Source organism: Streptomyces sp. NPDC036813 (assembly GCF_055609245.1).
This window is the reverse complement of sequence record NZ_JBVJPV010000018.1, coordinates 159,704-179,836: the sequence shown is the minus strand read 5'-3', so window position 1 is coordinate 179,836 and position 20,133 is coordinate 159,704. Positions and strand designations below refer to the sequence as shown.

At 73.7% G+C, this 20,133-nt stretch carries 11 protein-coding genes; 9 read left to right on the top strand and 2 right to left on the bottom strand.

Translation table 11 applies throughout. The features are described 5' to 3' along the window. The first annotated feature begins 95 nt into the window (after positions 1-95). Positions 96-1,220, top strand: coding sequence for a GuaB3 family IMP dehydrogenase-related protein (locus ACZ67Q_RS32225; protein WP_469811714.1), 1,125 nt, complete (start codon positions 96-98; stop codon positions 1,218-1,220). Between the two features lie 175 nt (positions 1,221-1,395). On the opposite strand, the gene ACZ67Q_RS32220 is transcribed toward ACZ67Q_RS32225, so the two are convergent. Then, a complete protein-coding gene (locus tag ACZ67Q_RS32220) occupies positions 1,396-2,604 on the bottom strand; it encodes a nucleotide sugar dehydrogenase (protein ID WP_471189417.1) in 1,209 nt (402 codons plus the stop codon). Between the two features lie 324 nt (positions 2,605-2,928). On the opposite strand from ACZ67Q_RS32220, the gene ACZ67Q_RS32215 reads away from it, so the two are divergent. Then, complete coding sequence (locus tag ACZ67Q_RS32215; RefSeq protein ID WP_471189415.1) at positions 2,929-4,635, top strand: glycerol-3-phosphate dehydrogenase/oxidase; 1,707 nt, start codon at positions 2,929-2,931, stop codon at positions 4,633-4,635. 154 nt (positions 4,636-4,789) lie between these two features. Here ACZ67Q_RS32215 and ACZ67Q_RS32210 read toward each other — a convergent pair whose 3' ends face one another. After that, the gene (locus ACZ67Q_RS32210) at positions 4,790-5,929 is read right to left on the bottom strand and encodes a serine hydrolase domain-containing protein (protein WP_471189414.1); all 1,140 of its coding nucleotides are present in this window, start codon (positions 5,927-5,929) and stop codon (positions 4,790-4,792) included. A gap of 521 nt (positions 5,930-6,450) precedes the next feature. On the opposite strand from ACZ67Q_RS32210, the gene ACZ67Q_RS32205 reads away from it, so the two are divergent. The 7 genes from ACZ67Q_RS32205 (at position 6,451) to ACZ67Q_RS32175 (ending at position 20,099) form a co-directional block, all read left to right on the top strand. Next, entirely contained in the window at positions 6,451-8,433 is a 1,983-nt protein-coding gene (locus tag ACZ67Q_RS32205; RefSeq protein ID WP_471189412.1) for a serine/threonine-protein kinase, read from the top strand. 199 nt (positions 8,434-8,632) lie between these two features. After that, positions 8,633-11,092, top strand: a complete 2,460-nt coding sequence (locus tag ACZ67Q_RS32200) for a protein kinase (protein ID WP_471189411.1) — start codon at positions 8,633-8,635, stop codon at positions 11,090-11,092. Positions 11,093-11,275: 183 nt separating this feature from the next. Beyond that, entirely contained in the window at positions 11,276-13,000 is a 1,725-nt protein-coding gene (locus ACZ67Q_RS32195; RefSeq protein ID WP_471189409.1) for a serine/threonine-protein kinase, read from the top strand. 68 nt (positions 13,001-13,068) lie between these two features. Then, positions 13,069-14,997: a serine/threonine-protein kinase gene (locus tag ACZ67Q_RS32190; protein ID WP_471189407.1), complete on the top strand. Its 1,929-nt coding sequence runs from the start codon at positions 13,069-13,071 to the stop codon at positions 14,995-14,997. A gap of 87 nt (positions 14,998-15,084) precedes the next feature. Continuing rightward, positions 15,085-16,707: a serine/threonine-protein kinase gene (locus tag ACZ67Q_RS32185; RefSeq protein WP_471189406.1), complete on the top strand. Its 1,623-nt coding sequence runs from the start codon at positions 15,085-15,087 to the stop codon at positions 16,705-16,707. 58 nt (positions 16,708-16,765) lie between these two features. Then, positions 16,766-18,382, top strand: a complete 1,617-nt coding sequence (locus tag ACZ67Q_RS32180) for a serine/threonine-protein kinase (protein WP_471189404.1) — start codon at positions 16,766-16,768, stop codon at positions 18,380-18,382. A gap of 103 nt (positions 18,383-18,485) precedes the next feature. Beyond that, positions 18,486-20,099 carry a succinic semialdehyde dehydrogenase gene (locus ACZ67Q_RS32175; RefSeq protein ID WP_471189403.1) on the top strand — a complete coding sequence of 538 codons (1,614 nt, stop codon included), beginning with the start codon at positions 18,486-18,488 and terminating at the stop codon, positions 20,097-20,099. Positions 20,100-20,133 lie beyond the last annotated feature (34 nt).

Sequence of the window (20,133 nt, the reverse complement as noted above, 5' to 3'; positions counted from 1 at the left end):
GTGCGACGGCGGCCCCGGGACATCCGGGGCCGCCGTTGTCGTACCCGTCGGGGATACTGGAAGGCGCTGCAACGCATCAGGGAAAGGCCACCAACGTGACTGAGATCGAGATCGGGCGCGGCAAGCGCGGCCGCCGGGCGTACGCCTTCGACGACATCGCCGTCGTCCCCAGCCGCCGTACGCGGGACCCGAAGGAGGTCTCGATCGCCTGGCAGATCGACGCCTACCGCTTCGAGCTGCCCTTCCTGGCCGCCCCCATGGACTCCGTCGTCTCCCCGGCGACCGCGATCCGCATCGGCGAGCTGGGCGGCCTCGGCGTGCTCAACCTCGAGGGCCTGTGGACGCGGTACGAGGACCCGCAGCCGCTGCTCGACGAGATCGCCGAGCTGCCGGCCGAGGCCGCGACCCGCCGCCTGCAGGAGGTCTACGCCGCGCCGATCAAGGAGGAGCTGATCGGGCAGCGCATCAAGGAGGTGCGCGACTCGGGCGTGGTCACCGCCGCCGCGCTCTCCCCGCAGCGCACCGCCCAGTTCTCCAAGGCCGTCGTCGACGCGGGCGTGGACATCTTCGTCATCCGCGGTACGACGGTCTCGGCCGAGCACGTGTCGTCCGCGCACGAGCCGCTGAACCTCAAGCAGTTCATCTACGAGCTGGACGTCCCGGTGATCGTCGGCGGCTGCGCCACGTACACCGCCGCGCTGCACCTGATGCGCACCGGCGCGGCGGGTGTCCTCGTCGGCTTCGGCGGCGGCGCCGCGCACACCACGCGCAACGTGCTGGGCATCCAGGTCCCGATGGCCACAGCGGTCGCCGACGTGGCCGCCGCCCGCCGCGACTACATGGACGAGTCCGGCGGCCGGTACGTGCACGTGATCGCGGACGGCGGCGTCGGCTGGTCCGGCGACCTGCCCAAGGCGATCGCCTGCGGTGCCGACGCGGTGATGATGGGCTCCCCGCTGGCCCGCGGCACGGACGCGCCGGGCAAGGGCCACCACTGGGGCATGGAGGCCGTCAACGAGGAGCTGCCGCGCGGCCAGAAGGTCGACCTCGGCACCGTCGGCACGATCGAGGAGATCCTCACGGGCCCGTCCCACACGCCGGACGGCTCGATGAACTTCTTCGGCGCCCTGCGCCGCGCGATGGCCACCACCGGCTACAGCGAGCTGAAGGAGTTCCAGCGCGTCGAGGTGACCGTGGCGGACTCGCAGCACCGGCGCTAGTCGCCGCAGCGCACGGCTGAAAAGGGCCGGTCACCCCGGGAAGGGGTGGCCGGCCTTTCGCGTGCGTGCGTGTTGTGCCTGATCAGCGGGCACGTGGCGGGAGAGGGGGTGCCCATGGGACGCCATCGCAAGCCCACTGGCCGGGACGAGATCCGGCTTCACCGCGCGCCCCCGGTCACAACCGGTGCGCCGCCCCCGTAGGCGTGGCCCCCCGCGTGTCCAGGAGCAGCTGCGCCTTCACCGAGAGTCCTTGCAGGTCGTACGTGCGGTGCTGCTGGAGCAGGATCGTCAGGTCGGCGTCGGCGGCGGCCTCGTAGAGGGAGTCGGCGCGCGGGACCGGGTGGTCCAGGACGTTCCAGGACGGGACGAGCGGGTCGTGGTAGCTGACGGCCGCGCCGAGCTTCATCAGGGCCGTCGCGATCTCCTCCGCGGGCGTGCCCTGCTGGTCGGCGAGGTCGGGCTTGTAGGTGACGCCGAGGAGCAGGACGCGGGCGCCGCGGGCGGACTTGCCGTGCTCGTTGAGCAGGGCGGCGGCGCGCTGTACGACGTAGCGGGGCATGCGGCTGTTGACCTGCTGGGCCAGTTCCACCATGCGCAGGCCGCGGCCGGCCTTCCCGCCCAGGTCCTGCGGGACGGAGTGGCCGCCGACGCCGGGGCCGGGCCGGAAGGTCTGGAAGCCGAAGGGCTTGGTCTCCGCGCAGCGGATGACGTCCCACAGGTCGACGCCCAGTTCGTGGCACAGGACGGCCATCTCGTTGACGAGGGCCATGTTGACGTGCCGGTAGTTGGTCTCCAGTACCTGCACGGTCTCGGCTTCCCTGAGGCCACGCGCGCGTACCACCTTGTCGGTGAGCCGGCTGTAGAAGGCCGCGGCCGACTCGGTGCACGCGGGTGTGAGGCCGCCGATGACCTTGGGGGTGTTGGCCGGAGTGTGGTCGCGGCTGCCGGGATCCACCCGAGTGGGTGAATAGGCGAGGTGGAAGTCGCGGCCCGCCCGCAGGCCCGAGCCCTGTTCCAGCAGGGGGCGCAGGAAGTTTTCGGTCGTGCCGGGCGGCACGGGGGATTCGAGGATCACGGTGGTGTGCGGGCGCAGCCGCTCGGCCAGGGTGCGCGCGGCCGTCTCGACCTGGCCGAGGTCCAGCTCGCCGTCGGCGCCGCGCGGGGTGGGGGCGCAGATGACGGCGGTGCGGACGCGGCCCAGTTCGGCGGGGCCGGTCGGCTGCCGGAAGCCCCCCGAGAGCATCCGGCGCAGTTCGGCGGGGGTGAGGGAGGAGGCCTCCGGGCCGGTGCGGTAGCCGACGGTGGGGATACCGGCGGCGACGGCGGCCTGCGCCAGGGGCAGGCCGAGCGGGCCGAGTCCGATGACGGCAAGATCTGCGGGCATGGCGTGGGCCGTCCTTCCCAGTAACCGAAGCGGGACAGGTGCGCAAGCCCGGTGGACAGAATGAGCGAGCGCAATGTCAGACTACGGGTAAATATGACCGATATGAGGGATTGTTCGTGTGCGTTTCCGTGGGCGTGGCCGGGCGTTGTCCACAGGCTGTGGCTCGCGTGGTGGCTGATGTCGGGCAAGACCGTCAGAATTTGGGCATGAGGGCTGGGACCGGACGTCGCGAGGCAGACGTGAGTGCGACGACAGGACCTGGGAACCGGAACCGGGCTTCGCCCGACGGGTGCGGCCGACGCGGATGAGATGCGGGAGGCAGCGGTGAGGACAGCGACACTGGGGCCGGCGCAGCGCGCCGAGTCCCTCGCGGCGATGGCCGAGCGAGAACTGGACGTGCTGGTGATCGGCGGCGGAGTCGTCGGCGCGGGCACCGCCCTCGACGCCGTGACCCGCGGACTGTCCACGGGTCTGGTCGAGGCGCGCGACTGGGCCTCGGGCACCTCCAGCAGGTCCAGCAAACTGATCCACGGCGGTCTGCGCTATCTGGAGATGCTCGACTTCGCACTCGTACGGGAGGCGCTGAAGGAGCGCGGCCTGCTGCTGGAGCGGCTCGCCCCGCACCTGGTGAGGCCGGTGCCGTTCCTCTACCCGCTCCAGCACAAGGGCTGGGAGCGGTGGTACGCCGGCTCGGGCGTCGCGCTCTACGACGGGATGTCCATGGCCCGTGGCCACGGGCGGGGCCTGCCTCTGCACCGGCACCTGACGCGCCGTCACGCGTTGCGGGTGGCACCCTGTTTGAAGAAGGACGCGCTGGTCGGCGCGTTGCAGTACTACGACGCCCAGATGGACGACGCCCGCTTCGTCGCCACCCTCATTCGCACGGCGGCGTCCTACGGCGCGAAGGTGGCCAACCGGGCGCGCGTGACCGGGTTCCTGCGCGAGGGCGAGCGGGTCGTCGGGGCCCGGGTCAGGGACGTCGAGGGCGGCGGCGAGTACGAGGTCCGGGCCAAGCAGATCGTCAACGCCACCGGTGTGTGGACCGACGACACGCAGGCCATGGTGGGGGAGCGCGGTCAGTTCCACGTCCGCGCCTCCAAGGGCATCCACCTGGTCGTGCCGCGCGACCGCATCAGCTCCTCCACCGGGCTGATCCTGCGCACCGAGAAGTCCGTGCTGTTCGTCATCCCCTGGGGCCGGCACTGGATCGTCGGCACCACCGACACCGAGTGGAACCTGGACAAGGCCCACCCGGCCGCCTCCAGCGCCGACATCGACTACCTGCTGGAACACGTCAACTCCGTGCTCGCCGTGCCGCTCACCCGGGACGACGTCGAGGGTGTCTACGCGGGGCTGCGGCCCTTGCTGGCCGGGGAGTCCGACGCCACCAGCAAGCTGTCGCGCGAGCACACCGTGGCGCACCCGGCGCCGGGGCTCGTCGTCGTCGCGGGCGGCAAGTACACGACGTACCGCGTGATGGCCAAGGACGCCGTCGACGAGGCGGTGCACGGGCTCGACATGCGCGTCGCCGACTGTGTCACCGAGGAGGTCCCGCTGCTGGGCGCGGAGGGCTACCGGGCGCTGTGGAACGCGCGGGCGCGCATCGCGGCGCAGACCGGGCTGCACGTGGTCCGGGTCGAGCACCTGCTGAACCGTTACGGCTCGATGGCCGAGGAACTCCTCGACCTCATCGTCAAGGACCCCTCGCTCGGCGCACCGCTGCAGTTCGCCGACGACTACCTGCGCGCGGAGATCGTCTACGCCGCCTCGCACGAGGGGGCACGGCACCTGGACGACGTGCTCACCCGGCGTACCCGCATCTCCATCGAGACCTTCGACCGCGGCACCCGCAGTGCCCGCGAGGCCGCCGAGCTGATGGCGCCGGTGCTCGGCTGGGACCAGGACCAGATCGAGCGCGAGGTCGAACACTACGAGAAGCGGGTGGAGGCCGAACGCGAGTCGCAGCTCCAGCCGGACGACCAGACGGCGGACGCGGCACGACTGGGAGCGCCGGACATCGTGCCGTTGTAGGCACCATCGTTGCCGTTGCCGTTGCCGTTGCCGTTGCCGTTGCCGTTGCCGTTGGCGCTGCCGTTGGCGGCGTCGCCTCGCAGGCTGCGGGAGGGGCGGGGCTTCACCCGAAAGTGTGGCGCCGGGCGGGATCTCCGTTCGGCGCCCGTCCGTTCTACCGGGTGCGAGGGCAGAACTCGGCTGCGAGCAGGGCCGGTTCGAGGCGGGGGTCTGCGATCGCGGTCGTGTTCACCCGGAAGGTGAGGACGCGACGGCCGTCGACGGTGGCCGCGGTGCGCACGTAGCTGCCGGATATCCGTCCGTTGTGTCCCCACACCGTGGTGCCGCACGGCAGCCTCACCGGGTACAGGCCCATGCCGTACACGCCATGTGCGGCCCGGGTGTCGAGCATCTCGCGCAGCCAGTGCGAGGGCAGCAGTTCACCGCCGAGCAGTGCCGCGTAGAAGCGGTTCAGGTCGGCGAGCGTGGTCACCAGCTCGCCCGCGGCCCCGGCCACCCGCGGGTCGAGCGCGGTGACATCGGAACCGTCGGCGGCGTAACCGCGGCCGTGCGGCGAGGGCAGCGTGGTGCGGGAGCCAGGGAAGGAGGTGCCGGACAGACCCAGCGGAGCGAGGACGCGCCGTTCGGCCTCGGTGGCGTAGGAGTGGCCGGTGACCTGCTGGATCACCATGCCGAGCAGTACGTAGTTGGTGTTGGAGTAGGAAAAGCGGCCTCGGTCGGCCGGAGGGTGGGTGAGCGCCAGACGTACGGCCTGGAGCGGAGTGAGGGGGACGGTGCCGCCGGTGAGCCGGGTGAAGTCGTACAGCCCGCTGGTGTGGGTGAGCAGGGAACGCAGGGTCAGCGCGCGCCCGTCGTTGCCCGCTCGGCGCACCAGCCCCGGCAGGTGCTGCTCCACGGTGTCCGAGAGGGACAGCCGGTGCTCGGCGGCCAGTTGAAGGACGACAGTCGCGACGAAGGTCTTCGTGAGACTGCCGGCCCGGAAGTGGTCGGCGCGGGAGACACCGGTCCCGGCCTGGGCGTAACGGCTGCCGGCCGGCCCACCGGCCAGCAGAGCGGCGGCGGGGGCGTGGCCGCGGGTGAGCAGCAGAGGGAGGAGAGCGTCGGTGGCCGACGCCGGTTGCCTCCCGGTGAGCGGGGCGCCGGCCCTGGCGACACTCGCCCGTCGTGGCGTCGCGGAGGTCCCGCCGTCCGCCGGTGCCAATCCCAGGAGAAGGGCGGCTGCCGCGGAAACGCTCAGGAGGGTCCGAAGCGGGACGAGGGAGGAGGCGGCGGACAAGCGGTGACGCAGGGTCATGGGAGGAGCGGACGACGCCGAAGTGGTTCGCTGGGTGCAGGGCGGAGCGACCGCTGAGACCACGGCTGACCGGTGCCGGTGAGGGAAAACCTCGGCAACGGCCGCCCTCAGGTTCCGGTGGCGGAAAGCCTCCCCAACGGCTGCCCTCAGGTTCCCGCGACGGAAAGCCCCCCCAACGGCTGCCCTCAGGTTCCCGCGACGGAACGCCTCCGCAGCGGCGGCTCCCGGGTTCCGGGGGCGGAAAGCCTCCGCGGCGGCCGTCACGATCCGGGGGCGGGCAGGTGCCGAGGCGGTCGGCAGGGGGCGGCGCCGGTTCATCGCCGTCTCCCTTCGGCCGCGCGTGTCGGCGACCATCATGCAGGGCGGTGGAGTGGGGGATTCAGCCGGGTGGCGGCGGCTTCGCCGCCTGGTGGCGGGGCCGGCGGGCGGTCCGCGTGCGTGGGGCACCCTGGGTGCGTAGGGCACTTGTCGGGTGAGGGACAATGGAGGCTCTGTCAGGGCGGGTTGGTTTGAGGGGACGCATGTCGGAGGCGGAGCGGGCGGGGACATCTCGTCAGGACACTCGTCAGGACTCTCGTCAGGACAGGAGCGAGCGTCTCCTCGCCGGGCGGTACCGGCTTGAGGGTGTGCTCGGCCGCGGTGGCATGGGCACCGTGTGGCGGGCCACGGACGAGACCCTCGGGCGGACGGTCGCGGTCAAGGAGCTGCGCTTCCCCTCGAACATCGACGAGGAGGAGAAGCGCCGGCTCATCACGCGGACCCTGCGCGAGGCCAAGGCGATCGCCCGGATCCGCAACACCAGCGCGGTGACCGTCTTCGACGTGGTCCAGGAGGACGACCGGCCCTGGATCGTGATGGAGCTGGTCGAGGGCAAGTCCCTCGCCGAGGTCATCCGCGAGGACGGCCTGCTGGAGCCCCGGCGTGCGGCGGAGGTCGGGCTCGCCGTCCTCGACGTGCTGCGCTCGGCCCACCGCGAGGGCATCCTGCACCGTGACGTGAAGCCGTCCAACGTGCTGATCGCGGAGGACGGCCGGGTCGTGCTCACCGACTTCGGTATCGCCCAGGTGGAGGGTGACCCGTCCATCACCTCCACCGGCATGCTCGTCGGCGCGCCCTCCTACATCTCCCCGGAGCGGGCACGCGGGCACAAGCCCGGACCGGCGGCCGACCTGTGGTCCCTCGGCGGGCTGCTGTACGCGGCGGTGGAGGGCACCCCGCCCTACGACAAGGGGTCGGCGATCGCCACCCTGACCGCGGTGATGACCGAGCCGCTGGAGGAGCCGAAGAACGCCGGGCCGCTCAAGGACGTCATCTACGGCCTGCTCACCAAGGACCCGGCGCAGCGGCTGGACGACGCGGGTGCCCGCGTGATGCTCAAGGCCGTGATCAACGCCCCCGACGCCACGGAGGCCGGGCCGGAGCCGGCGGCGGACGCGACGAAGGTCGTGCCGTTGCCGCCGCAGCCGGCCGGGCCCGGGAGCAAGCGGGGCGAGGAGGCGGCGGAGCGGCTGCGCGGGGCGCTGCGTTCGGTGCGCAAGGCCGCGGCCGGCACCTCCGGCGCGGCGACGCGTGCCGCGTCCGGTGACCGTGCCGCCTCCGGGGCGCCGGCGGACGGCACCAAGACGACATCGTCCGCGTCCACGGCGGCCGGCGAGGTCGCGGCCGGTGCCACCAAGGGCCGCACCGGTGGCGGGTGGAACGTGGTGCCGCCGCCGGACCTCGACCTGTCGCCGCGGCCGGTGCCCCGGGCGCCGCTCACCGATGTGGTGCCGAAGCGCACGCTGGTGATCATCGCGGTGGTCGCGGCGCTCGCCGTGCTCGGCACCGTGCTGGCGTTCGCGCTGAGCGGGGACGACAGCGACGACAAGGGTGCGCAGGGGGCGCGGCCGTCCGGGGCCGTGGCGAGCGGGGGCGCGGGCGCCAAGCAGGACAAGGGGGGCGCGACCGGCGCGGACGGTTCCTCCTCGCCCCGGGCGTCCTCGGCGACGTCGGCCGCGGGTGGCGCGAGCGCGCCCGGCGCGGGCCCGAGCCCGTCCGGTGGCACGGCCGGCTCGGCCCCTTCGGGCGGTGCGCCGGTGACGAGTACGCACCAGGGCGGTCAGGGCTACACGATCGGGCTGCCCGCCGGGTGGGCGTTCCAGTCCACGGGCTCGGCGGGGGACCGCTTCACCGGCCCGGGCGGGCAGAAGCTGCTGGTGGCCTGGACCTCGACGCCGAAGGACGACCCGGTCGCCGACTGGCGGAACCAGGAGCGCGACATGGTGCGTTCCCAGTACAAGAAGATCCGGATAGAGAAGGTGGGCTTCCGGAACTGGAACGCGGCCGACTGGGAGTTCACCTACGCGGACGGCGGCACCCAGTACCGGACGGTCGACCGGGGTTTCGTGGTGAACGACCGGCAGGGGTACGCGCTGATGTACACGGCGAAGGCCGCCGACTGGGACGGGGACCTGCGCCGGCGGACCTGGCAGACGCTGACGGAGACGTTCCAGCCGAAGAAGTGACGCCTGCCGCCCGCGCGTTCGCCGATCGAGGACGTTCTCCGATCGAGGGCGTTCGTCGATTCAGATCGGGCAACCCCTCTTTGTGGGTTGCCTCCGGCACGTATCGTGAGTGCTTGCGGACCGTACGCATCGGAGGGGATGCCCGCAACGGGACGCGTGGCGAACGGATCTGACCAACCGGGCGGCCGGGGGAGGCAACGTGGACGACTACGCGGGACGGGTCCTCGCCGACCGCTACCGCCTGCCGCTGCCGCCGTCCGACGCGTACGAACTCACCGAGACCCGGGCGTTCGACACCTACAGCGGGCAGGAAGTGCTCATCCGCCAGGTGCCGTTGCCGGAGGTCGTCGAGGCGGAGGTGCTGGACGCCGAGGGGCTGCCCGCCGGGTTCACCCCGCGTGAGCGCCGGGGCGCCGGGCGGGGCGCGGGCCCGGATGTGCGGCGTCCCGCCGACCCCGTGGTGCGGCGGGCGGTGGAGGCCGTGCAGGCCGCGGCGCGGATACCCGACCATCCGCGGCTGGACCAGGTCTTCGACGTGTTCGCGGAGGGCGGTTCGCTGTGGATCGTCAGTGAGCTGGTGGCAGCGCGACCGCTGGCCGCGCTGCTGGCCCAGCAGCCGCTGACGCCGTACCGGGCGGCCGAGGTCGCCTCCGACGTGCTGATGGCGCTCCGGGTGCTGCACGCGCACGGCTGGGTGCACCGCAACATCACCGCCCGTACCGTCCTGGTCTGCGACGACGGCCGTGTCATGCTCACCGGCCTCGCGGTCGGCGCGGCCGAGGAAGCGCTGTGCGGGTACGACCCGGTGCCGCCCGAGCTGCAGGAGGAGACCGACGCCGGGCAGGGCGATGCGGAAGACCATGCCGGTGGCGCCGGCCGTGTCCCCCCGCCCGGGCGAGCCGAGGACACCGGTGTCGTGCCGGACGCCGAGACCGCGCGGCGGGCCGCCATCCAGGCCCGCGCCGCCGGCGGACTGCCGACCGCCGGTGGCCCGCCGACGGGCACCGGGCCGGCCGCGCTTCCCCGCCCGGCGGGCGCCGACGGCGCCGAGGACGTGCGGGCCGCAAGGGCCGGCGCGATCGCCGCGTACCGGGCGGGCGCGCGGGCGGCGGCCCGGGTGCAGGAGGCGCAGCACAGCACGCACAACGGCCGCGTAGCCCTGCCCGGCGCCCGCCCGCCGGCCGAGGCGGAACTCGCCGCCCCCGGCGTCCCGCAGTCGCCGTACGCCCCGGGGCGTCAAGCGCTGGAGCGGCCCGGCACCGCGGCGCCGGGCCGGATCGGCGACCCCTACGGCGTGCGCGGCACCGCACCGCACACCCCCGAGGCCGCCCCAGCCGACCCCCACCCCGGGCCCGCTTCCTGGGGCGACCCCGCCGTCGCCGCCCCCGCCCCCCGGGGCCCGCGCACCGCGCTCGCCGCCGAGCGGGCGCGGCAGGCGCGGATGACGGTGGTGGGCGCGGTGACCGAGCGGTGGGCGCCGGAGCAGGCCGGGCCGGTGCACGAGAACTGGCAGTTGGCCGCGCCCATCGGCCCCGCGACCGACCTGTGGGCGCTCGGCGCGCTGCTCTTCCGTGCCGTCCAGGGGCACGCGCCGTATCCGGAGGAGTCGACGGCCGAGCTGGTGCAGATGGTGTGCGCCGAGCCGCCCGCCTTCGCCGAGGAGTGCGGCGCGCTGCGCCCGGTCGTGGAGTCGCTGCTGCGTCAGGACCCGACCGAACGCATCGACTTCGAGGAGCTGAGCGGCTGGCTGCGCTCCCTGGTGCGGTCCGCGCCCGAGCCGGAGGCCGGAGTGCACGTCGTGGCGGCGCCGCCCGTGGACCCCGGCAAGCTGCCCGTCGTGCGGCGCCGGGGCGAACTGGTGCGCAGGCGGCGCGCCGGGCTGCCCGCCCCGCACGGCCGGCACAAGCGGGCCGCGTCGAAGGAGCGTTCGCCGCGCAGCCTCGGCCGGACCCTGCTTCTGCTGATCCTGCTGGTGCTGGCGGCGGCGATCGCGTACGCCATGTTCTTCCTGCCGAAGTCCGGCGGTGCCGAGGACCGGGGCGCCGACCGGACCGGGGCGGCCGGGTCGGCGTCCCAGGAGCCGGACGCGAGCAGCGCGCCACGCCCCGAGCAGACCTCGCCCGGCACCCAGGACGGCACCCAGGACGGCAACGGTCCGGCGGCGTCGGCCGGTTCCACGCACGCGCAGACCACCGGTCCCGACATCGCCGACGGGTTCACGCTGCGTAAGGATCCGGCCGGTTTCCGTGTCGCCGTCGCCGACGGCTGGCAGCGCACCCCGGGCAACGGCCGCGGCCAGGTGACTTACACCCACGGTGACTTCACGCTGATCGTCGTCCCCGGCCGGGACAGCGCGGCCGGCTACGGCGGCGATCCGATGGCGTATCAGCGGGAGAGGGAGCCGGAGCTGCAGCCCTACCGGGACTCCTCCTGGGCGACCGCCACCGGCCTGAAGACGATCCAGGTCGGCGGACGGACCATGGCGGAGGGCCAGTTCACCTGGACCGGCGCCGACGGCCGTGAACTGTACGTGCGCAACCTGGCACTCCTGGTCGGCGGGCGCTACCACGTCGTGCAGGTGCGCGGCCCGGAGGCCGAACGGGACGAGGTGACGCGGTTGTACGAGCAGGCGTCGGGCAGTTACCAGTACACGGGCTGACCAACCCGCACAGACGGGCCGTACAAAAGGGGGCGTACGCATCAGCAGTCCACCGGGTTGCCCGTGGTCACGCAAAGCGACAACCGTCACAGTGCGGTCACCGTGGCACCCCGCTGGTTCCCCGGACGCCGGGCTGTCTTTACCCTGACCCTGTCAAGAGCATTGCGGGGCAACGTGAATCAGATGCAGGGCCTGCTCCTCGCGGGCCGCTACCGGCTCGCCGATTCCATCGGCAGCGGCGGTATGGGCCGTGTGTGGCGCGCGCACGACGAGCTGTTGCACCGCGCCGTCGCGATCAAGGAGCTGACCGCGGCGCTCTACGTCTCCGACAGCGACCAGCAGGTCCTGCTCGCGCGCACCCGCGCCGAGGCACGTGCCGCCGCGCGCATCAACCACTCCGCCGTCGTCACCGTGCACGACGTGCTGGAGCACGACGGCCGCCCGTGGATCGTGATGGAGCTGGTCGAGGGGCACTCGCTCGCCGACGCCGTCAAGGAGCAGGGCCGTATCCAGCCCGCCGAGGCCGCGCGGATCGGGATGTGGGTGCTGCGCGCGCTGCGCGCCGCGCACACCGCGGGCGTCCTGCACCGTGACGTCAAGCCCGGCAACGTGCTGCTCTCCCACGACGGCCGCGTCCTGCTCACCGACTTCGGCATCGCCCAGATCGAGGGCGACACCACCATCACCCGCACCGGCGAGGTCGTCGGATCGGTCGACTACCTCGCCCCCGAACGGGTGCGCGGCCACGACCCGGGCCCGGCCTCCGACCTGTGGGCGCTGGGCGCGACGCTGTACACGGCGGTGGAGGGCCGCTCGCCGTTCCGGCGCACCTCGCCGCTGTCCACCATGCAGGCCGTCGTCGAGGAGGAGGCCGACCAGCCCGGATACGCCGGCCCGCTCGCGCCCGTCATCTCCGCACTGCTGCGCAAGGATCCGGCCACCCGGCCCGGCGTCGCCGAGGCCGAGCAGATGCTCGCGGAGGCGGCGGAGGGCCGCCGGCCCAGCGCGGCCCAGGCGTATGTGCCGACTCAGCACGGCGGCCAGAGGTCGCCGTACGACACGGGCTCCGGTCATCACACGGCCTCGGGTCATCACACCGGTTCCGGCAACGCCACGGGGGCCGGTCACCACACCGGCTCCGGCTACCGGACCGGCGCCGGCTTCTCCACGGCGTCCGCCTACAACACCCCGGTGGCGCCGCACGGCCCGGTGACCGGTCCGACGGCGGTCGGACCCGCGCAGGTGCCGCCCGCCCCGCCCCGGCGCCGCCGCGGGCGCACCGTCGCGCTCGTCGTCGCCCTCGCCGCGATCGTCGGCGCGGGCAGTGCGGTGGTGCTCCAGCAGTGGGGCCACGGCCGCGGTGGCAACGCCGGACCGGCCGTCACCTCGTCGCCGCCGAGCACCAAGGACACCGGTGGTGACCAGGGCTCGGTCCCCGACGACTGGCAGCAGATCAGCGACCCCAGGGGCTTCGGCCTCGCCCTGCCCAAGGGCTGGAAGCGGCAGCTGTTCAGCGACAAGGACGGCCTGACCCAGATCGACTACACACCCGACGACGGCAACCACTTCCTGCGCGTCGCCATCGACACCGACCCGGACTTCAACGACCCGTACCAGCACCAGCTGTCCCTGGACAAGCAGCTGCACCGGCTCGTCGACTACCGGCAGCGCAAGCTCGAGGTCGTCACCTACCGGGACCACCGGGCCTCGCTGTGGGAGTACACCTTCACCGCGCTCGCCAAGGACACCGCGTTCCCCGGCCCGCGCAGAGCCGTCGACGAGGTCTACATCGGTGACGACGGCACCGAGTACGCGTTGCTCCTGTCGGGACCGGCGGAGGACTGGGCCACCACGCAAGCGCAGTTCAAGGCGATCCTGCGCAGCTGGCAGGAGAAGGTCTCCGCGTAGCCCCCGCGGGGCCCTCTTGGCCGATCGGCGCCCGGAGCGGGGCCGTCCGGTGCGGCATGATGGGGCGCATGGGGACCGAGGGGGAGGATGCCCGTGTGATCGCGGGCCGTTACCGGCTCGACGCACGGCTTGGCCGGGGCGGCATGGGCATCGTGTGGCAGGCGACCGACCAGCTGCTGGGCCGGAGGGTCGCGGTGAAGGAGATCGCGCTCGACGAGACCCTCTCGGCCGAGCAGGCGCGGGCGCAGCGGGACCGGACGCTGCGCGAGGCCCGCGCGGTCGCGCAACTGAGGCACCCGAACATCGTCGTCGTCCACGACGTCGTCGACGACGGCCGGCGGCCGTATCTCGTGATGGAGCTGGTCGACGGCGGGACGCTCGCCGACCGGATCGCGCGCGGCGGGCCGGTCGACCCCGCCGAGGCCGCGCGGATCGGCGTGGCCCTGCTGGGCGCGCTGAGCGCGGCGCACGCCGCCGGGGTGCTGCACCGGGACCTGAAACCGGCGAACGTCCTGATCGAGGCCGGCACCGACCGCGTCGTCCTCACCGACTTCGGGATCGCCCAGGTCGCGGGCGCCACCACGCTGACCGAGACCGGGTCCTTCGTCGGCTCGCCGGAGTACACCGCACCCGAGCGGATGTCCGGCACCGCCACCGGGCCCGCCTCCGACCTGTGGTCGCTGGGCGCCCTGCTGTGCACGATCCTCAGCGGCGAGTCGCCCTTCCGGCGCGACTCGCTGGGCGGCATCCTGCACGCCGTCGTGGTCGACGACATCCGTACGCCGGAGCAGGCCGCGCCGCTGCTGCCTGTCGTACGCGGGCTGCTGGAGCGCGACCCGGAGCGACGGCTGGACGCGACCCAGGCCGAGCGTCTGCTGCGCGCCTTCCGCGACACCGGGTCCCTGCCGGACCTGGGCGCGGACACGGGTGCGGGTGCGGGTGCCGGCGCGGGATTCGGGCCGGGGGCGGTTCCGGGTCCGGGGTTCCGGCCGGGGACTGTTCCGGGTTCGGGGTTCGGGTCAGGGGCCGCCCCGGGCGCGGGATCCGGGCCCGGGGCCTTTCCGGGGACGGACGCGGGGTTCACGCCCGGGTCGGTGCCGGGCGCGGGGACGGGTTCCGGGGCGGCGCCCTTGCCACCCGGCTGGGGTCCGGAGCCGGGCGCGTCCGGGGGTACGCCCGATCCGGCCCGGGACGCCACCGCGCGGGCCGGGGCCGGCTACCCGCCCACCCATGCCGACCTGCCGCGTTCCGGTGCCCCGGCCGATCAGGGGCGGGCGCCCGAACGCTCCACGCGGAGCACGCTGGTGGCCGCGTTCCTCGTCGCGGCGATGGCCGGTGCGGGCGTGTCCGCGGCGGCGCTGCTGATGCAGGGCGGCGACAAGGGCGGCACCCCGGTGGTTCCCGGCCGGGCGAGCTCCCCGGTGACGGCACCCGCCGCCACGGTCACGGTCACCCGCTCCCCGAACCCGGCTCCGACCGGCGCCGGATCCACCGGCACCGGCACCGGCTCTTCCGCCACCGGTTCCCAGGCCACCGGAGACGGGGCCCGGCCCGTCGCGCCGTCCGGCTACCGGATCGCCGACGACCCGGCCGGTTTCCGGCTCGCCGTGCCCGTCGGTTTCGTCCGCCGGCCGCAGGGCGAGCGGGTGTTCTACCTCTCGCCGGACGACTCCTTCCGCCTCGGCGTGAAGGTGTCCGATCCCGAACCCGGCGGCCCCCTCGCCGTGATGCACCGCCAGGCCGCCAAGGGCGCCGACACCAACCCCGGTTACCACTCCGGCACCGTCACCGAGACCACGCACGGCGGACAGCCCGCCGCGCTGTGGGAGTTCACCTGGAACGGCTTCACCGCCGCGGAGGGCGCCCGGCACACCTACGACCTGTGCTGGGAGGAGGGCGGCCGGATGTACGACGTGTGGGTGTCGGCGCCGGTCGGGAAGGTCCGCGAGGCGCGGGAGTACTTCGACGTGGCCGTGGACACCTTCACGCGTTCCTGAGCGCACCCGGTCCCGAACGGTCACGGGTCTGTGACCACTTGCGTTTCCCGGTGGAGCGGGGGCGCCGCACACGGTATGGATGGTTTCATGAGCAGCAACGGGGGCGCCGGCCACGGGGCCGACGAAACAACCAGCTTTGTCCTGCAGCCGCCCGACCCGGCAGCGGCCCCGGCCCAGGCGCCGCCCGCCCCGGGGGCCCGGCCGCTGCCCGCGCAGGGCGAGCCGGGCGCCGGGCGGCTCATCGCCGGCCGTTACCGGCTGCTCGCCAAGCTCGGCCACGGCGGCATGGGCACGGTGTGGCGGGCCAAGGACGAGACGGTGGACCGGGAGGTCGCGGTCAAGGAGCCCCGCGTTCCCGACCACCTGCCCGACCGGGAACGGGACAACGCCTTCGAGCGGATGCGCCGCGAGGCGCGCGCGGCGGCCCGGCTGGACCATCCGGCGGTCGTCGACGTGCACGACGTGGCCGTGGTCGACGGCCGGCCGTGGATCGTGATGGAGCTGGTGCAGGGCCGCTCGCTCGGCGCCGCCCTGCAAGAGGGCACGCTCGACGCGCGCGAGGCCGCGCGGATCGGACTGGAGGTGCTCGGCGCGCTGGAGGCCGCGCACGCGGCGGGCATCCTGCACCGGGACGTCAAGCCGGACAACATCCTGCTCGGCCGGTACGACCGGATCGTCCTCACCGACTTCGGGATCGCCCAGATCGAGGGCGAGACCCAGCTGACCGACACCGGCGGTTTCGTCGGCTCGCCCGAGTACATCGCGCCGGAGCGGGTGCTCGGGCAGCGCCCCGGTCCCGCCTCCGACCTGTGGTCGCTCGGCGTGGTGCTGTACGCGGCGACAGAGGGCGTCTCACCGTTCCGCCGCAGCAACACACCCGCCACCCTGCAGTCCGTCCTCAACGCCACGCCGGCTCCGCCCGCTTCCGCGTCGGGCCCGCTCGCCGAGGCCATCAACGGACTGCTCCACAAGGACCCGGCGCACCGCCCGTCCGCCGCCCAGGTCCGTGCCCTGCTCAAGGCGGCCGCCGAGCCGCCCGCGCCGCAGCCGACGCAGGCCGTGCGGTACGTCGACCGCGGAGGGCGTGGCCTGAGACTCGGCCGCAAGGTATGGCTGGGCCTCGGCGCCGTCCTGGTCGCCGCCGCCGTCGCGGCCTACCTGGTGCTCGCCGACCCGTTCGCCGGGCCGCTGCCCGACGGGTGGAAGACACGGCACGAGAGCGCGCTGCGCGCGACGGTCGCGTTCCCCGGGCAGTACGCGCGCGCCCTGCCCGACGCGAAGAACGACCAGGGCCACTGGGTGACGTACACCGACCTCAGCGGCAGCATCTGGATCGGGCTGTCACTGGAGAAGAAGTCCGAGGACAGCAGCGGGAAGATCGCCGACTCCTCGACCGCCCAGATGTACGCCGACGACGGCGAGTTCAAGCAGAACGGCGAGTACGACCTGGAGATGCCGTCCGGTCCGACGACCAGGCCGGAGGGTAACCAGACCTTCCACGGCCGCGAGGCCGCCCACAACACCCTCACCTACACCACCAACGACAGCCAGCACCCGCGCCCGCGCGAGGTGCAGATCTTCTACTACCGCACGCAGTCCGGCGACATGTACAAGCTGACCGTCAGCTACCCGGGCAAGGGCGACTTCACGGCACGGGGCCGCGAGGTGGCGCGCGTGGCGATCGCCAACCTCGACGTCGACAAGCCGTGAGCCCGCTCTCCCCGAGCGTGCGTCGACAAGGCGGCGTGCGGCGCGGTAGGCATGGGGGATGAGCAACGAGGGGGCCGTGGCAGACGGGCGGGACCGGCTCGTCGGCGGACGCTACCGGCTCGTCGAGCGCATCGGCTCCGGCGGCATGGGAACCGTGTGGCGGGCGCACGACCAGAAGGTGGACCGCGACGTCGCCGTGAAGCAGCCCCGGCTGCCCGGTGATCCCGAGGACGAGAGTCACCGGCGCGCCGCGCACCGCCTCTACCGCGAGGCCCGGGCCGCGGCCCGCGTCGACCACCCTTCCGCGGTCGCCATCCACGACGTGGTGGTCGAGGACGGACTGCCGTGGATCGTCATGGAGTTGGTGCGCGGCGAGTCGCTGGAGGACCTGCTGCGGCGCGGCCCGCTGCCGCCGGCCGAGGTCGCGCGGATGGGCGGCGCCGTCCTCGGCGCGCTGCGCGCCGCGCACTCCGTGGGCATCGTGCACCGTGACGTGAAACCGGCCAACGTGCTGCTCGGCACCCATGGCCGGGTGGTCCTCACCGACTTCGGCATCGCGCACGTCCAGGGCGAGGAATCCCTCACCGGCACCGGTGAGTTCGTCGGCTCGCTGGAGTTCGTCGCCCCGGAGCGGATGTCGGGCCGCGGCGCCGGTCCCGCCTCCGACCTGTGGTCGCTGGGCGTGCTGCTGTACGCGGCCGTGGAGGGCTGGTCGCCCTTCCGCCGTACGACGGTGGAGTCCACGCTCGCCGCGATCCTCACCTCGGACGTGCCCGGACCGAAGCGGGCCGGCCCGCTCGCCCCTCTCCTCGTACGCCTGCTGGAGCGCGAGCCCGAGCGGCGGCCCGGCCCCGAGGAGACGGCGCAGGCGCTGGCGGCGGCCGGGGGAGGTGAGGTGCCCGAGCAGGAACCCGCGCCCGAACCGACGCCGTCTCAGGAGGACGAGCGAACACGGGAGCCGGGCGGCGAACCCGGACCCGAGGAGCGCATCCCGGCCCCGCCCCCCGCGGAGTCCTCCACTCCCCGCCGCCCCACTCCCCGCCGCCCCGTCCTCCTCGCCGCGCTCGCCGCCCTCGCCGCCGGCGGTGTCTGGTTCGGCGTGTCCGCCTACCTCGGCCAGGGCTCCGGCGGGGCCACCGAGTTCCATGGCACCTATGCGCCTGCGCCCGCCGCCTCCACCGGGAACACCTGGGTCGCGCACGCGGAGCCGGAGCTGGACGCCGTGCTCGTGCTGCCCGACGGCTACCGCCGAACGGCCCGGCAGAGCGGCGGCGGGGACCGGCCGCGCCTGGTGGTGTACGGCGCCGGCGGAGCCGTACAGCTGCGCCTGGCCGAGTGGGACAGGGCTCCCGGGGCCCCGATGGAGCGGGCGCGGGAGGCGGAGCGCACCTGGCGGGAGCAGTACGGCGACGCACGCACGCAGCTCACCGGGACCAGCCTCGACGGGAACGAGGCCGCCTACGCCGACACCGCCTACGGCCCGGACGGCCGGCGGGTGCGGGTGCTGCAGCTCTTCGTGCGTACCGGCGACGGGCGGCTGTACGAGCTGCGCGTCGACATGCCGAAGGGCACGGCGCAGGAGCACGACGGCACGGCGCTGTTCAAGGGGGCCCGGGATCGCCTGAAGCTCGGGTCCGGTCCGGGAGAGTCCCGCAACGCCGCCCCAACGCCCTGATCAGCGCATTTGTTGCCAGCGATCGCTGGCGGGGTGTGAGCAGTCGGTGAATCCCCGTTACCGACGGGTACACAAAGGCTCCGTCGCGGCATACCCTGCGCCCATGACGGACGCGCAGGCACCGGCCAAGACCGGCACCAACCCCCTCGCCCCCGCACCTCAGGGCGCCCGCACCGCCGCCGACGTGGTCACCCCCGAACTGGTCGCCCAGCTCACCAAGGGCGTGGCCGGCTCCGGCCGGACCGCCAATCACACGCCGTTCACCGGTCAGAAGCTGGCCGACCTGCCCGAATCCACCCCCGAGGACGTGGAGCAGGCCTTCGAGGCCGCCCGCGCCGCGCAGGCCGTGTGGGCGCAGGTCCCGGTGCGGCAGCGCGCCGCCGTCCTGCTGCGCTTCCACGACCTGGTCCTCGCCCGGCAGGCCGAGGTGCTGGACCTGATCCAGCTGGAGACCGGCAAGGCCCGGCTGCACGCCCACGAGGAGGTGCAGGCGGTCGCTGTCGCCGCCCGCCACTACGGCCGCAAGGCCCCCGCGTACCTCAGGCCCAAGCGGCACACCGGTGCCGTGCCGACCTTGACCAAGGTCACCGAGCTGCGCCACCCGCGCGGTGTCGTCGGCCAGATCGCCCCCTGGAACTACCCGCTGGAGCTGTCCGTCGGCGACGCGCTCCCGGCGTTCGTCGCGGGCAACGCGGTCGTCATGAAGCCCGACACCGAGACCTGCCTGACCGCGCTGTGGGCCCGCGACCTGCTCATCGAGGCGGGGCTGCCGGCCGAGGTCTTCCAGGTGGTCATCGGCGACGGCCCGGTGATCGGCCCGGAGGTCGTCCGGCACGCCGACTACGTCTCCTTCACCGGCTCCACCCGCACCGGCCGCGAGGTCGCCGAGCGCGCCGCCGCCCGCCTGGTCGGTGTCTCGCTGGAACTCGGCGGCAAGAACGCCATGCTGGTGCTGGCGGACGCCGACCTCGACAAGGCCGCCGCGGGCGCGGTGCGCGGCTGCTTCTCCTCCGCCGGTCAGCTGTGCATCTCCATCGAGCGGCTCTACGTCCACGAGTCGATCGCGGACGCCTTCCTGGAGCGCTTCGCCGCCCGGACGAAGGCCATGCGCCTCGGCACCTCCCTCGCCTACGGCGCCGACATGGGCTCCCTGGTCGGGGAGCGGCAGCTGAAGACCGTCGAGCGGCATGTGGAGGAGGCCGTCGCCAAGGGCGCGACGGTCGTCGCCGGCGGGGTGGCCCGCCCGGACATCGGCCCGTACTTCTTCGAGCCGACCATCCTCGACGGCGTCACCGAACCGATGTCCGTGTGCACCGAGGAGACCTTCGGCCCGGTCGTGTCGATCTACCGCTTCCGCTCCGAGGACGAGGCGATCGAGCGGGCCAACGGCACCCCGTACGGCCTGAACTCCTCCGTGTGGACCAAGGACGCCCGGCGTGGCCGCGCCGTCGCCGCCCGGCTGCGCACCGGCACCGTCAACATCAACGAGGGCTACGCCCCCGCCTACGGCAGCGTGCAGTCCCCGATGGGCGGCATGAAGGACTCCGGCCTCGGCCGCCGGCACGGCTCCGAGGGCATCCTCAAGTACACCGAGGCCCAGACGGTCGCCCACCAGCGGCTCCTGCCGATGGCCCCGTCCCTGGGCATGACCGACGAGCAGTACGCGGCGTTCATGAGCCGCAGCCTGAAGCTGATGAAGGCGTTCCGCCTCCGCTAGCCCGCCCGTTCTTGACCCACCGTTCTCGACGAGG

Excerpts from the sequence above, each read along its gene's own strand:
- ACZ67Q_RS32185 (WP_471189406.1), top strand. The coding sequence starts at position 15,085 with ATGAGCAGCAACGGGGGCGCCGGCCACGGGGCCGACGAAACAACCAGC.
- ACZ67Q_RS32220 (WP_471189417.1), bottom strand. The coding sequence starts at position 2,604 with ATGCCCGCAGATCTTGCCGTCATCGGACTCGGCCCGCTCGGCCTGCCC.
- ACZ67Q_RS32205 (WP_471189412.1), top strand. The coding sequence starts at position 6,451 with ATGTCGGAGGCGGAGCGGGCGGGGACATCTCGTCAGGACACTCGTCAG.
- ACZ67Q_RS32175 (WP_471189403.1), top strand. The coding sequence starts at position 18,486 with ATGACGGACGCGCAGGCACCGGCCAAGACCGGCACCAACCCCCTCGCC.
- ACZ67Q_RS32195 (WP_471189409.1), top strand. The coding sequence starts at position 11,276 with ATGCAGGGCCTGCTCCTCGCGGGCCGCTACCGGCTCGCCGATTCCATC.
- ACZ67Q_RS32190 (WP_471189407.1), top strand. The coding sequence starts at position 13,069 with ATGGGGACCGAGGGGGAGGATGCCCGTGTGATCGCGGGCCGTTACCGG.
- ACZ67Q_RS32180 (WP_471189404.1), top strand. The coding sequence starts at position 16,766 with ATGAGCAACGAGGGGGCCGTGGCAGACGGGCGGGACCGGCTCGTCGGC.
- ACZ67Q_RS32210 (WP_471189414.1), bottom strand. The coding sequence starts at position 5,929 with ATGACCCTGCGTCACCGCTTGTCCGCCGCCTCCTCCCTCGTCCCGCTT.